The sequence below is a fragment of the Candidatus Nanopelagicales bacterium genome (genome assembly GCA_028687755.1).
GTDB lineage: Bacteria > Actinomycetota > Actinomycetes > S36-B12 > S36-B12 > UBA11398.
In genome coordinates, this window is sequence record JAQTZL010000004.1 from 181742 (window position 1) to 194544 (window position 12803).

Genomic DNA, 12803 nt, shown 5'->3' on the forward strand with positions numbered 1-12803 from the left:
ACACAGATGAACAGCAGTTCACCCGAAAAGGTGAGCTCATGCGCAAAAGGGGAATTTCGCAGATGACTTTTGACACTGACTGGGCCGCAAACGCCGCTTGTAAAACTGCAGATCCCGACATGCTCTTTGTTCAGGGCGCAGCCCAAAACCGTGTCAAGCAAATCTGTGCTGGTTGCGTTGTTCGCACTGAGTGCCTTGCTGATGCTCTCGACAACCGCGTTGAGTTCGGTGTGTGGGGTGGAATGACCGAGCGCGAGCGGCGTGCGCTCCTTCGCCGTCGTCCAAATGTGTCTTCATGGAGCATGTTGTTGCAGAACGCCAGCGATGACTACACACGCGGGTCTCAGGTTGTTGCACGCGTTTCCTAATTCGCGAGTAACACACCAATTTCACGCAAGCCATCAAGATCATGCACGTCTTGAGCAAGCGCTCGCACTGAGGTCACTCGAATTCCAGGATGAGCTGCGGTGAAGCGGTTCGCAAATTCCGCTTGACGCTCGACTTGTGAGACTCGTTGCGCATGAAGTTCCAAGAGCGATGCAGCCAGCTTGCTTGATGCATCCCCTTGCACCAGACCTTGTGCCGCAGCAAGTGCTTGTTCGCGCGTGACTTCAGGCATGGTTACTTCAGTAACTCGATTCAGCACCAGGCCGGCAAGTGGCATCTGATCAGCATTCAAGCGTTCAACGAAAAACGAAGCTTCTCGAATCGCATCAGCTTCTGGTGCTGCAATGACAATGAATGAAGTGTGGCCATCCTTCAACAGTGCATACGTTGCATCCGCGCGTTCACGGAAGCCACCGAAGGTACTGTCAATCGCAGCTACGAAAGCGCCCACATCGTTGAGTACTTGTGATCCGAGAATCTTTGACAGTGCACTCGTGAAAAAGCCAAAGCCAACCGCTGCGAGTTTGCCGATTCCGCGCCCAGCGCCTCGAGCTGGTGCGGCAAGAATGCGAATGAACTTGCCATCTAAGAAGGAACCCAATCGCGCGGGTGCATCAAGGAAATCAAGAGCGCTACGCGAAGGGGGAGTATCTACAACAATCAAGTCCCACGTTCCATCAACTTGAGCCTGGGTATGCAATTGCCCAAGTTTTTCCATGGCCATGTATTCCTGGGTTCCAGCGAATGAAGAAGAAAGTGATTGATAGAAAGGGTTATTGAGGATCGCTTGAGCACGTGCGGGATCTGAATGCCCTTCAACAACTTCATCAAAGGTGCGTTTCATATCAAGCATCATCGCGTCCAAAGACCCGGTGCCTTGGATGCCTTCTACAGGGCGTGGAGAGTTATCAAGATGTTCGATGCCCATCGCTTGAGCTAATCGTCGTGCTGGGTCAATCGTGAGCACGCATACTTTTCGTCCACGTTCAGCTGCGCGAAGTGCTATCGCGGCAGCTGTGGTGGTTTTACCAACACCACCAGAGCCCGTGCACACGATGATGTGAATATCTGGATTGAGCAGTACGTCATCGAGATACAGCTGTGGAGCACTCGCTACTTTCATCGCACACCCTGCTCAAACATGGCATCTGCGAGCAGATACAAACTACCAAGGTCAATACCACGGGAAATCAAGGGAAGCGAAATTGTCTGAAGTCCGAGAGCCTCGATGCGTGTGCGTTCACGTGTTTCCAGATCTGAGCGATCTACATGGTCTTGGGCCTCTTGTAACAGGGCAGTAGCGAGAACTTCGGGATCTTGATGGATACCAGCGGAAACAGCGATCTCACTGATTTTCTTCATGCCAAGGGTGCCTTTGCGAATCTTGGCCATCTGTTTTTCATCAAGAAGTGCATCGCGCACCATGTTGATAAAGATTGCGCCAACGGGGAGTTCGGCTGCGCGCAGTTGCGCAACGCCATCAATGGTTTCTTGAACCGGCATTTCTTCGAGCAAAGTCACAAGATGGACCGACGTCTGCGGTGATCCAATAACTCCCATCACCATTTCAGCATGTCGATGGATGGGGCCCGTTTTCGCCAAAGCAGAAACTTGTGAAGTGACATTGAGAAATTGTTCAATGCGCCCAGTTGGTGGAGCATCAATAACGACAGCGTCATAGGCATTGTCAGCTCGCTTGGTTTTCCGGCGCACTAATTCGCAGGCTTTGCCGGTCAGCAACACGTCGCGCAGGCCAGGGGCCAAGGTGGTGGCGAAATCAATAGCGCCCATCTTGCGCAGTGCAGATCCAGCACGACCTAGGTTGTAGAAGGTTGCGAGGTAGTCCACGAGTGCTTCATCGGCATCCACGGCCAGTGCCCACACTTCTCCATCACCTGGAGCAATAGCGATCCGGCGTTCTTCGTACGGCAGGGGAGCGGTGTCAAAGAGTTGGGCGATGCCTTGGCGGCCTTCAACTTCCATGAGCAAGGTGCGTTTGCCTTCGCGGGCCAAATTGATCGCCAAAGCCGCAGCGACGGTGGTTTTCCCTGCCCCACCTTTACCGGAAACCACGTGCAGCGCAGTGCCCGACCAATTGACCATCTCTCCAGCGTAATCTCAACTGCCGTTCGAAGCGCAGGTCGCACTCGCTAGGGTCATTCCATGACCAAATGGGAATACGCCACCGCACCGCTCCTCATTCACGCCACCAAGCAGATTCTTGATAACTGGGGTCTGGATGGCTGGGAATTGGTGCAGGTTGTGCCGGGCCAAAATGCCGAACAACTTGTGGCTTACTTCAAGCGCCCGCTGGCTGGATAAGGAGCATTACGCATGTCTGTTGAAAGTCGTTTGGCTGAAATCGGCTTGACCCTTCCGGAAATCGCTGTACCGGTGGCGGCATATGTGCCAGCAGTGCGCAGCGGAAATCTGATCTTCCTATCGGGCCAACTACCTATGGTCAATGGCGAATTGCCACAGACTGGCAAGGTTGGCGGCACCGTGACTCCTGATGAGGCTCATGAGCTCGCGAAGATTTGTGCACTCAATGGCATTGCTGCGGTTAAGGGTTTAATCGGCGATCTTGAGAAGGTTGTGCGCATTGTGAAGGTCACCGGTTTCGTTGCCAGTGTTCCTGACTTTGTATCAGCTCCAATCGTGGTCAATGGTGCAAGCAATGTGTTGTTGCAGGCGTTCGGCGACAAGGGTGTTCATGCCCGATCATCGCTTGGTGTTGCAGCACTTCCACTTGATGCGCCAGTTGAGGTCGAGCTCATTGTCGAGGTCTCTGAATAGTGACTCGGGATTTTCCCGAGTACGCCCTTGAGCGCGCTCGCGAATTAGCGAACGGCTCTGCTACCTGGGAACCCATCACTCCACGCGCCGCATCCACAGTGTTGCTGTTGCGTGAAACAGGCCATGGGCTTGAGACCTACATGATGTGCCGTGCAAGCACCATGGCTTTTGCTGCGAGTGCCTATGTATTTCCAGGCGGTCGCCTAGACCCAGAGGATTATGAGCGCGGGCAGACTCTGGATGATGAAGTCATCAACTTAGCTTCGCTGTCAGTTCGCATGAGCGCCGATCCCGCTCAAACCCGTGGCTTGCTTCTGTGTGCGGTGCGTGAGCTTGAAGAAGAAGCTGGCGTCATTGTGGATCCACATGCGTTGGTGCTACTTGATCATTGGGTGACTCCCGAATGGGAAAAGCTGCGCTACGACGTACGTTTTTTCATCACGCACATGCCAGAGGATCAAATTGCTCAGCCGCATGGAACTGAAGCCGTCGAAGCGCGATGGATATCGCCGAGTGCGGCCATTGCCGAAGCAGACGAAGGCAAAATCTTGCTGATGGCGCCTACTCGCGCAGCACTCGAGCACCTGCTGGAACACAGCGAGATCGCAACGCTGGTTGCCGCTACTGATGCGCGCGACATTGTGCCGCGCATGGATCGATTGCAAATCGAAGCCGATGGCTACGAACACTGGACGATCGTCCACGATCGAACTGGCGAAATTTTGGAACGTGATCGCCCAGTACCACCAGTTGAAGCAACGGGTACGCCATGAGTGGCCGCCCGCTCCCGTTTATTGGTTCAAAAGATGATTGGGATGGCGGCTCAGTAACTGATAGCGCCGTGTGCGTTCTGGCTCACAACGCTGGTGCTTGGACTCTTGATGGAACGAACACCTGGTTACTGCACGTGCCTGGGACCTCGAAATGCATCGTGATTGATCCAGGACCCAACGAAAAGAGTCACTTCAAAGCGATTATCGCTGCAGCGGCGTTACGCGACTGTGAAGTCGGTGCTGTCATCCTGACGCATGGTCATTCAGATCACTCTGCTGGAGCAAAGGGTTTAGCGGAACTCACAAAGACCACTGTGCGATCTGTTGATCCGCAATTCCGCCTAGGGGATGAAGGGCTCACTACCGGCGATGTGATTGTTGTTGGTGAAACCGAGATGCATGTGGTGGCAACTCCTGGTCACTCGGCAGACAGCATGAGTTTCTTCTTGCCGCACGATAAGTCCTTGTTAACAGGCGACACGGTTCTTGGACGAGGCACGGCTGTGATTACCGTTCCCGATGGCGATCTCGGTGCGTACTTCACCAGCCTTGAGCAATTAAAAGAACTCGTGGCCAAATACGAGATTTCCTGGCTCTTGCCCGGACACGGGCCAGCGCTCACCGGGCCAACAGACATTCTTGATGCCTATGTTGATCATCGCCTTGCACGGTTAGAGGAAGTGCGTGAAGTGGTGAAGAACGGCGCGAAGAGTTCAACAGATGTATTGGATCTTGTGTATGCAGATACGCCGGAGAAATTGAAAAATGCAGCGCGTCAGTCAGTGAAAGCGCAGTTGTCGTACTTGAAGCATCTTGGTGAGTTCACCACAGATGAGGATTTAACGAGCCCGCTTGCCCAAACGCTCGACGTCAAGGATTAAGACCTGGCGTGATTCCAAGCGAATCCATCCACGTTGTGCAAAGTCAGCAAGTGCTTTATTTACAGTTTCGCGTGATGCGCCAACAAGCTGTGCAAGTTCTTCTTGGGTCATGTCGTGCGTGACCATCAAGCCATCAGGAGTGATGGTGCCGAACTTTTCACCAAGTTCCATAAGTGCTTTTGCAACACGGCCCGGAACATCTGAGAACACAAGGTCAGCCATTGCTTCGTTCGTGCGACGCAAGCGACGCGCAAGGGCCTGAAGTAGTGCGGCGGCAACTTCTGGGCGACCAGCAAGCCATGGGCGAAGTTGATCGTTACCAAGACCAAGCACGATGGCATCGGTCAGTGCGGTTGCCGTTGAGGTGCGAGTGCCTGGGTCAAAGAGACTGAGTTCGCCAAACATTTCGGCTGGGCCAAGCACTGCGAGCAGTGATTCGCGACCATCAACAGAAGTCTGACCGAGTTTGACCTTGCCTTCGACGATCACATACATGCGATCGCCCGGCTCGCCTTCAGCGAACAGCACCTCGCCCTTGACCACATTGCGCTCAACTAGAGAAGCGCGAAGAGCAGCGGCACCCTCAACATCGAGGGCAGCGAAGAGCGGGGCATTCATCACGAGGTCTTCCACAGCCCCATTGTTGCCTATAAATGAAGTGACCCGGTACACACCCTGATTACTACCTGAGACCTACGCTGGGGTAATGGCGGACATGACAGCGCAAAAGCGACGATTCCGCTCCATCTTTAAGGCATTGGAACTCCAATACCCGGATGTGAAGTGCGAACTGGACTTCCAAAACCCGCTGCAGCTGCTCGTCGCGACGATCTTGAGCGCTCAAAGCACTGACGTTCGGGTGAACAAGGTGACCCCTGCATTGTTCGCCAGGTATGGGTCAGCAGAGGATTTTGCTGGAGCCAAGACGGCTGTCATTGAGGAAATCATCCATCCGGTGGGCTTTTATCGGGCCAAAGCTGCCACCTTGCAAAACATGGGCCAACAACTGTGTGACCGGTTTGGTGGCGAAGTGCCACAAACCCTCGAAGAACTCGTGACTTTGCCTGGGGTCGGTCGCAAAACTGCGAACGTGGTGCTGGGCGAGGCCTTTGGTTTTCCGGGAATCACTGTTGATACCCACATGCTGCGGTTATGTAAGCGACTTGGCTGGACGACTGAGACAGATCCGGTGAAAGTTGAACGCGATCTGATGGCACTGTGGCCAAAGAAAGACTGGACAAAGGCATCACAGTTGGTGATTTGGCATGGACGCCGCCGGTGCCATGCACGCAAACCTGCGTGCGGAGCCTGCACGATCGCCAAATGGTGCCCTTCGTTTGGTGAAGGCCCTACGGATTCAGAAGCTGCGGAGTTACTCGTGAAAACCATGGGTCGAGCGTGAAGAATCCATGAGTGTTGTTGATTGGGTGCTCGTTGGCGCCGTCATCGTGTTTGCTTGGGCTGGTTGGCGTCAGGGCTTTGTTGCTGGGTTGCTCTCATTTGCCGGCTTCTTGGGTGGCGGCATCGCTGCAGCACTGCTCCTTCCCGATGTCATTGCTACGTACTTTTCCGAAGGCATTGTTCGTGCGCTTGTGTTGATAGGTGCAGTGCTCATTTGCGCGCTCATTGGACAAAGTTTGACGTCAATTCTTGGACGCATGCTTCGTGCAGCGATTACCTGGACTCCAGTGAAATACATAGACAACACTGCAGGCGCCGCACTAAATGTTTTAGCGCTCGCAGTGATTGTTTGGATCATTGCGACAGCAATCGCAATGCTTCCAGTTTCGCAGACCACCACGATGGTGCAGCAATCGAAAGTTGTTACTACCCTTGACGCGATCGTGCCAAATCAAGTGCGCGATGTATTCATTCATTTACGTGACGTGGTTGGGCAAGGCTCATTGCCACGTGTGTTTTCGAGCATCACTGAAGTCGTGGGACCAGATGTCAAGGCGCCAAGAGTCGAGCTCACGACTGAAGCGGCAATTGCTCGTGCCGCACAGTCTGTGGTGCGAGTTTCAGGCTCAACTGACCTGTGCAAAACAACTCTCACCGGCTCAGGATTTTTTATTGCCGAAGGTGTAGTGCTCACCAATGCGCATGTAGTGGCCGGAGTGAATGATCCGCAAGTTGAACTTGGCAATGAGCGTTGGCCTGCAACGGTTGTGTATTTTGACCCAAGGCTTGATGTTGCAGCGTTACAAGTCGATTCGTCATTTATTCCCTCATTGAAACTTCAGACAATCCCGCCGATCTCAGGAGACGATGCGGCGGCTATTGGGTACCCCGGTGGAACTGATCTCAAGGTGATTCCAGTGCGCATCAGAGCGCTCATTGATGCGCGTGGTGACGATATCTACGGAAAGAGTGGCGTTGAACGCCAAGTAATTTCATTCCGAGGCAGTGTTATTCCTGGGGATTCCGGTGGTCCGCTTGTGTCAACCAAGGGCGAAGTACTGGGAATGGTGTTTGGTTCAGGAATCAGTAATAAAGCAACGGGCTATGCAATTGCCGCGAGCGAATTAACTAGCGCAATGGCGGCTGGCATTGCAGGTGAAGCATCGGTTGATACCGGAACGTGCGTGGTTCGAGATTAGGAAACTACGAAGGGTCTGACTGGCCGAATGCTTCGGCTGTCTTATTGAGCTCGCGCACTGCGAGTTCTGGCCCCTTGACCTTTTTGGCTTGTGAAACTGCAAGAGCTGAAGTGATGCCGATGGCGATCAAAATAATCAATGAAACAATGCCGAAAGCGGCCCAGGTTTGTAGCCCCATTTGCTGAAGACCGTATGCAAGCGTGAAAAGCAGAAACAGGATTGCAAGAGGCAGCAGGATCAGCGCGGTGATGCCTAAAGCGGTAGCAGCGGTGATGGCTTTTTTCGACGCCTGCATTTCTGCTTTTGCGAGCGCCAATTGAGCAGAAGCAAGGCGCTTGGCATCCGTGACTGTCTTTGAGATCAGTTGACCGATGCTTGGTTGATTGTCAGGCATAAGAAGAGGCTAGCGCGTGGTGCGTGCGGATCTCAATTCTCCGGCGGCCTATTGGTCAACTTCCTCGAGTTCGGCCAGTGCCGCATAGGCGCGCCCTCGGCGGCGGAGTGCGATTGCAGCAAGGATTGCTGCTGCTACCGAAGCGACGAGCACGGCTAACTTCGCCGAGCTGAGGTCAGTGCCTGTGAAGCTGAGTTCAGCAATCAGGAGTGCGACGGTAAAGCCAATCCCACCCAGCAGTCCCACGGCGAAAATATCGAGCCAGCGCAAGGATGAACTCAGCGATGCCTTTGTGAATCGGGCGACTAGCCAGGAAGTGCAAAAAATGCCGATGGGCTTACCGATGACTAAACCAAGGATCACGCCGATGGCTACGGGTGAGCTGATTGACGTCCACACTCCGATGGAGCGCACATCAACGCCAGCGGCAACTAGTGCGAAGAGTGGAACGCAGATGCCAGCACTCAATGGGTGAATGCGATGAGCAACACGGTCAGCCGGGGATTGGGTTTCACCTGGATCGAGCCGCACGCGGGTGAGGAGGCCTAACGCGACCCCGGCAACTGTTGCGTGCACGCCGCTGTTGAGCATGAAGACCCAAGTCAGCAAACCAAGTGGTACATATAGCCAGGCAGTGCGCACGCGTTGACGTTGCGCGATCGCGTACGCAACGCAGCACAGTACGGAGAGCGCAAGCCAACTCAACGCAATCTTGTCGGTATAAAAGACCGCGATAACGAGAATCGCGCCAAGGTCATCCACAACTGCGAGAGTCAACAGAAATGCGCGAAGTGCGATCGGAAGGTTTTTACCAACAACAGCAAGCACTGCCAATGCAAATGCGATATCGGTGGCCATCGGGGTTCCCCAGCCACCAGGAACACCTTGTGGAGCAGAAATATTGATGATCACGAAGATCACCGCAGGAACAAGCATCCCTCCGATGGCCGCTGCTACGGGAACGGCGGCTTTACGCACATTCGACAACGATCCAAGAACGAGTTCATGTTTGAGTTCAAGGCCAATCACAAAGAAGAACACCGCAAGTAAGCCATCTGATGCCCATTGGGCCACTGAAAGATGTAAATGCCAAAAGTTTGGACCAAACTCAAAGTTCACAAAACTTTGATAGCTACTTCCCCAGGGAGCGTTAGCCCACACCAAGGCGATCGCTGCAGCAACCAGCAGCAAAATGCCACCGAAGGTTTCATCACGCAGCCGTTCTCGAATGTAACCACGCTCTGGCAGCGATAACCGACCGAGCAACACTGTCGGTTGCAACATGATTAGTCCTCGCTCGCACCCTGTGAAAGACCTGAAGCAATCAGGTTCATCACTGTTGGATCTGCAAGCGTAGTTGCATCTCCAAGGTCACGATGCTCAGCAACGTCACGAAGTAAGCGACGCATGATTTTGCCAGAACGAGTCTTCGGTAGCTCAGCCACGATCATGATCTGGCGAGGCTTAGCAATTGGGCCAATCTCGTGAGCAACGTGGTTGCGAAGTTCAGTCACGAGCTCTGGGCCATCTTCAAAGCCGCCGCGCAAAATCACGAACGCAACAATGCCTTGGCCAGTGCGCTCATCTTCGGCGCCAACTACTGCTGCTTCAGCAACCTTTGGATGGGACACCAGCGCTGACTCGACTTCTGTAGTGGAGAGGCGGTGACCGGAAACATTCATCACGTCATCAACGCGGCCAAGGACCCAGATCGCGCCATCGCTATCGAGCTTTGAACCGTCACCTGCGAAATAAGTATCTGGCCAGCGTGACCAATAGGTTTCGACGTAACGCTCATTGTCGCCCCAAATGCCACGCAACATTGCCGGCCACGGCTGGGTCAACACTAGGTACCCACCCGAACCTGGTTGTACCGGAACGCCTTCGTCGTCAACAACTTTTGCACTGATGCCCGGGATTGGGCCCATGGCCGAACCTGGCTTACAGGCTGTGATGCCTGGTACTGGAGCGATCATGATGCCGCCAGTTTCTGTTTGCCACCAGGTATCAACGATTGGACAGTTGTTATTACCGATGACTTCGCGGTACCACATCCATGCTTCTGGATTAATGGGTTCACCAACAGAACCAAGCAGACGAAGGGAGGAAAGATCTTTGCTCTTAGGGAGATCATCCCCCCACTTCATGCAGGTGCGAATTGCCGTTGGAGCGGTGTACAGAATGGAAACCTTGTGACGCTCAATGATGTCCCACCAGCGATCGCGTGCAGGTGAATCTGGTGTGCCTTCATAAATCACTTGGGTAACGCGGTTTGCAAGTGGACCGTACGTGACATAAGAGTGGCCAGTGATCCAGCCAATGTCTGCCGTGCACCAATACACGTCAGTGTCAGGCTTGAGATCGAAAATCACGCGGTGCGTGTAAGAGGTTTGCACCAAGTAGCCACCCGTGGTGTGCAGGATTCCCTTTGGTTTGCCTGTCGTTCCCGAGGTGTAAAGAATAAAGAGTGGATGCTCGCTGTCGAAACTTTCTGGAACGTGAACGTCTGATTGACGGTCAACAACTTCGTGCCACCACAAATCACGATCCGCATTCCAAGCAACGTCATCACCTGTGCGCTTGACGACCAACACATTGCGAATCGGAGTTTCGCCTTCGAGAGCCTCATCAACCGCGGGCTTTAACGGCATTGAAGTACCGCGGCGGAACTGACCATCTGCAGTGATGACGAGTGCTGCTTGCGCATCTTCAATGCGACTTTGTAATGCAGTTGCGGAGAAGCCCGCAAACACCACAGAGTGAGTTGCTCCAATTCGTGCGCATGCCAACATTGCGATGACTGCCTCAGGAATCATTGGCAGGTAGATCATCACGCGATCGCCTGTTTTGATGCCAAGTTCAATCAATGCATTCGCAGCCTTGCTCACTTCTTGCTGTAGATCTGCATACGTGATGTCACGACGGTCCCCTGGTTCGCCTTCGAAGCGAAGCGCAACCTGTGCGCCATAACCGTCTTCAACGTGACGGTCCACGCAGTTGTAGGCAATGTTGAGTTTGCCGCCGACAAACCATTTGGCAAATGGAGCATCGCTCCAGTCGAGAACCTCGGTATATGGCGTGCTCCAAGAAATGTGCTGAGCCTGCTCATCCCAAAAACCCAGGGGATCGGTGGCTGCAGCTTCAAAGATCCCTGGTTGCGCGTTGGCCTGTGCGGCAAATGCGGCTGATGGTGGGAATAGGCGATCTTCGGTGCCGAGGTTGGCAAGGGTTTCACTCATAGGTGTACCTAATCATGCTTCGAGCAGGCGCGGCAGGAGGTTGATCACAGGGTGACAGCAGCTGCGCCAACAGCGCAGCACGCAGCAAACCAAATCACTGACTCGGCGACGCCTTCAACGCTTCCCGTGCCGTAATTCTTGATCGCCTGTACGTAGGCAGGTCGTCCCGTCTCAACAAAGCCATGCTCAGGAATGGTGAATGGAGACGGGTCCAGGCCACGCTCTGCCATGACGCAGCGCACGAGGGCGCGGCCAACAAGACCAGAGCCCCAAGTAAACGGCCGCATCCACAGGATTTCGTTATGGACGAAGGCCGCGGTGAGTAGAGCGGGCAGATCGGTTCGTCGAGTCACAAGACTTGAAAGTGCCATGAGGCTAGGTGCGAGGGCAGAAACATCAGGAAGTGATCCGATCTTCAATGGATCGTCAGCTTCATCGTTAGTGCGCGGGCGGCCAAGAGTGTCAGCAGGAGCAAAGCCTGAAGCAGTGAGTGCATGCAGATGCGCGATGACCTGCAGGGGAGCCTTGCCCCAGGTATCAACCTGGCCAGGGATGGATGAAGTGAGCAACAGTGTGCTTCCCAAGACTCTGCCCATGGGTGAGTCATCGGGCATCACAAGATCTGCACCTTCAATCGTTGCTGATGCGCGGGCTCCTCGCTCAACTGAGGCGGCTGCAACATCGTTTGCAGCTGCGCGAATATCTCGACGCCACAGCACTGCATCAATGTCGTCTCGCGCTGCAGTGAGTGCAGTGTTGACGTCATCGCGTTTAAGAAGTGCATCAATGAATGCGGGTTGGAAAACTTGGCTCACGGTTTCGACACTACCGATGGCTTACGAGGCTGCTCGAGTGCGGGTCATGCGACGGATGACATACCAAGTAACGCCAATCACCGCAGCGCCAAGAGCAACGCTTGTTCCGGTGACTGCAATTTGCTTGGTGTGATTGCGCAAGGCAACAGGCTTGGCGAAATCCATGATTGGCCATTCGCGATCAACAGCAACTTCACGCAGCTCATCATCGGGATTCACTGCAACAGGGTGGCCAACAATTTCCATCATCGGTAAGTCAGTTTGGGAATCGCTGTATGCGTAGCATTCATCAAGGTCATAACCACGCTCGAGCGCGAGCTCTTGAATCGCGAGTGCCTTATTTGGACCGTAGGCAAAGAATTCCAGTTGGCCCGTGTAGCGGCCATTCTCAATCTGAGCACGGGTTGCGATCGTGTGGTCAACGCCCAAGCGAGCACCAATGGGCTCAACCATGTCGCTACCTGAAGATGACACGATCACGATCTCGTGCCCGGCAGCGCGATGCTCAGCAATGAGATCAACGGCTTCTTGGTAGACCATCGGATCAATAATTTCGTCGAGAGTTTCGGCAACGATTGCTTGCACCGACTCAACATCCCAACCGGTAACCAAATTGGAAACGTAGGTGCGCATCTGCTCCATGAGTTCGTGATCTGCACCTGAAGTGACAAATACGAGTTGGGCGTAAGCACTACGGAGTACTTCGCGTCGGCTAATTAGTCCGCCTTTGAAAAACGGGCGCGCAAAGGCGAAGGCACTCGACTTGGCCAAAATGGTTTTGTCGAGGTCAAAGAAGGCAGCCGTCGACATAAAGGTCACGGTACTGCAGATATCCACAGGCTCCCAAACACCGAGCTTCATCCACAGATCGCCTTTTCGCACTGGATTTCAGACAAGCTGAGAGTTCAAGGTCTAGCT

General features: G+C 53.9%; 15 protein-coding genes. 7 read left to right on the forward strand and 8 right to left on the reverse strand.

Translation table 11 applies throughout. The features are described from left to right. The first annotated feature begins 38 nt into the window (after positions 1-38). Positions 39-368 carry a WhiB family transcriptional regulator gene (locus PHN51_07460; protein ID MDD2818615.1) on the forward strand — a complete coding sequence of 110 codons (330 nt, stop codon included), beginning with the start codon at positions 39-41 and terminating at the stop codon, positions 366-368. Here the strand turns inward: PHN51_07460 and PHN51_07465 are convergent. Both PHN51_07465 and PHN51_07470 read right to left on the reverse strand, forming a co-directional pair. Beyond that, complete coding sequence (locus PHN51_07465) at positions 365-1510, reverse strand: ArsA-related P-loop ATPase (GenBank protein MDD2818616.1); 1146 nt, start codon at positions 1508-1510, stop codon at positions 365-367. The two genes, PHN51_07460 and PHN51_07465, sit on opposite strands and share 4 nt — an antisense overlap. Then, the gene (locus tag PHN51_07470) at positions 1507-2490 is read right to left on the reverse strand and encodes an ArsA-related P-loop ATPase (GenBank protein MDD2818617.1); all 984 of its coding nucleotides are present in this window, start codon (positions 2488-2490) and stop codon (positions 1507-1509) included. Before PHN51_07470 ends, PHN51_07465 begins: the two co-directional genes overlap by 4 nt. Positions 2491-2550: 60 nt before the next feature. On the opposite strand from PHN51_07470, the gene PHN51_07475 reads away from it, so the two are divergent. From PHN51_07475 to PHN51_07490, 4 genes are read left to right on the forward strand one after another with little or no spacing between them, the layout of a single operon-like run. Next, entirely contained in the window at positions 2551-2709 is a 159-nt protein-coding gene (locus tag PHN51_07475; GenBank protein MDD2818618.1) for a hypothetical protein, read from the forward strand. Positions 2710-2721: 12 nt separating this feature from the next. Beyond that, on the forward strand, positions 2722-3183 hold the full coding sequence (locus tag PHN51_07480; GenBank protein MDD2818619.1) for a RidA family protein: 462 nt from the start codon (positions 2722-2724) through the stop codon (positions 3181-3183). Next, positions 3183-3956 carry an NUDIX domain-containing protein gene (locus PHN51_07485; protein MDD2818620.1) on the forward strand — a complete coding sequence of 258 codons (774 nt, stop codon included), beginning with the start codon at positions 3183-3185 and terminating at the stop codon, positions 3954-3956. The genes PHN51_07480 and PHN51_07485 overlap by 1 nt, the downstream gene beginning before the upstream one ends. Then, positions 3953-4837 carry an MBL fold metallo-hydrolase gene (locus PHN51_07490; GenBank protein ID MDD2818621.1) on the forward strand — a complete coding sequence of 295 codons (885 nt, stop codon included), beginning with the start codon at positions 3953-3955 and terminating at the stop codon, positions 4835-4837. The genes PHN51_07485 and PHN51_07490 overlap by 4 nt, the downstream gene beginning before the upstream one ends. On the opposite strand, the gene PHN51_07495 is transcribed toward PHN51_07490, so the two are convergent. Next, positions 4796-5470: a Crp/Fnr family transcriptional regulator gene (locus PHN51_07495; protein MDD2818622.1), complete on the reverse strand. Its 675-nt coding sequence runs from the start codon at positions 5468-5470 to the stop codon at positions 4796-4798. The genes PHN51_07490 and PHN51_07495 overlap by 42 nt on opposite strands. A 73-nt stretch (positions 5471-5543) precedes the next feature. On the opposite strand from PHN51_07495, the gene nth reads away from it, so the two are divergent. Together nth and PHN51_07505 are read left to right on the forward strand one after the other, a co-directional pair. Further along, positions 5544-6239, forward strand: a complete 696-nt coding sequence (gene nth / locus PHN51_07500) for an endonuclease III (protein MDD2818623.1) — start codon at positions 5544-5546, stop codon at positions 6237-6239. 7 nt (positions 6240-6246) lie between these two features. After that, positions 6247-7437, forward strand: a complete 1191-nt coding sequence (locus tag PHN51_07505; protein MDD2818624.1) for a MarP family serine protease — start codon at positions 6247-6249, stop codon at positions 7435-7437. 4 nt (positions 7438-7441) lie between these two features. Here the strand turns inward: PHN51_07505 and PHN51_07510 are convergent, their stop codons facing one another. Genes PHN51_07510 through PHN51_07530 form a run of 5 tightly spaced genes read right to left on the reverse strand, consistent with a single transcriptional unit; the run spans position 7442 to position 12746 of the window. Beyond that, entirely contained in the window at positions 7442-7831 is a 390-nt protein-coding gene (locus tag PHN51_07510; protein MDD2818625.1) for a phage holin family protein, read from the reverse strand. Positions 7832-7879: 48 nt separating this feature from the next. Beyond that, complete coding sequence (gene nhaA / locus PHN51_07515; protein MDD2818626.1) at positions 7880-9115, reverse strand: Na+/H+ antiporter NhaA; 1236 nt, start codon at positions 9113-9115, stop codon at positions 7880-7882. A 2-nt stretch (positions 9116-9117) separates the two neighbouring features. Next, positions 9118-11070 (reverse strand): acetate--CoA ligase, encoded by a 1953-nt coding sequence (acs, locus tag PHN51_07520; GenBank protein ID MDD2818627.1) that lies wholly within the window; start codon positions 11068-11070, stop codon positions 9118-9120. Positions 11071-11114: 44 nt separating this feature from the next. Next, positions 11115-11885: a hypothetical protein gene (locus tag PHN51_07525; GenBank protein MDD2818628.1), complete on the reverse strand. Its 771-nt coding sequence runs from the start codon at positions 11883-11885 to the stop codon at positions 11115-11117. Positions 11886-11906: 21 nt separating this feature from the next. Beyond that, positions 11907-12746 carry an HAD-IB family hydrolase gene (locus PHN51_07530; protein ID MDD2818629.1) on the reverse strand — a complete coding sequence of 280 codons (840 nt, stop codon included), beginning with the start codon at positions 12744-12746 and terminating at the stop codon, positions 11907-11909. Positions 12747-12803 lie beyond the last annotated feature (57 nt).

Bases quoted from the DNA above. Each gene is read 5' to 3' on its own strand.
- nhaA (MDD2818626.1), bottom strand. From the start codon at position 9,115: ATGTTGCAACCGACAGTGTTGCTCGGTCGGTTATCGCTGCCAGAGCGT.
- PHN51_07460 (MDD2818615.1), top strand. From the start codon at position 39: ATGCGCAAAAGGGGAATTTCGCAGATGACTTTTGACACTGACTGGGCC.
- PHN51_07505 (MDD2818624.1), top strand. From the start codon at position 6,247: ATGAGTGTTGTTGATTGGGTGCTCGTTGGCGCCGTCATCGTGTTTGCT.
- PHN51_07490 (MDD2818621.1), top strand. From the start codon at position 3,953: ATGAGTGGCCGCCCGCTCCCGTTTATTGGTTCAAAAGATGATTGGGAT.
- PHN51_07530 (MDD2818629.1), bottom strand. From the start codon at position 12,746: ATGAAGCTCGGTGTTTGGGAGCCTGTGGATATCTGCAGTACCGTGACC.
- PHN51_07470 (MDD2818617.1), bottom strand. From the start codon at position 2,490: ATGGTCAATTGGTCGGGCACTGCGCTGCACGTGGTTTCCGGTAAAGGT.
- PHN51_07510 (MDD2818625.1), bottom strand. From the start codon at position 7,831: ATGCCTGACAATCAACCAAGCATCGGTCAACTGATCTCAAAGACAGTC.
- PHN51_07475 (MDD2818618.1), top strand. From the start codon at position 2,551: ATGACCAAATGGGAATACGCCACCGCACCGCTCCTCATTCACGCCACC.
- PHN51_07465 (MDD2818616.1), bottom strand. From the start codon at position 1,510: ATGAAAGTAGCGAGTGCTCCACAGCTGTATCTCGATGACGTACTGCTC.
- PHN51_07480 (MDD2818619.1), top strand. From the start codon at position 2,722: ATGTCTGTTGAAAGTCGTTTGGCTGAAATCGGCTTGACCCTTCCGGAA.
- acs (MDD2818627.1), bottom strand. From the start codon at position 11,070: ATGAGTGAAACCCTTGCCAACCTCGGCACCGAAGATCGCCTATTCCCA.
- nth (MDD2818623.1), top strand. From the start codon at position 5,544: ATGGCGGACATGACAGCGCAAAAGCGACGATTCCGCTCCATCTTTAAG.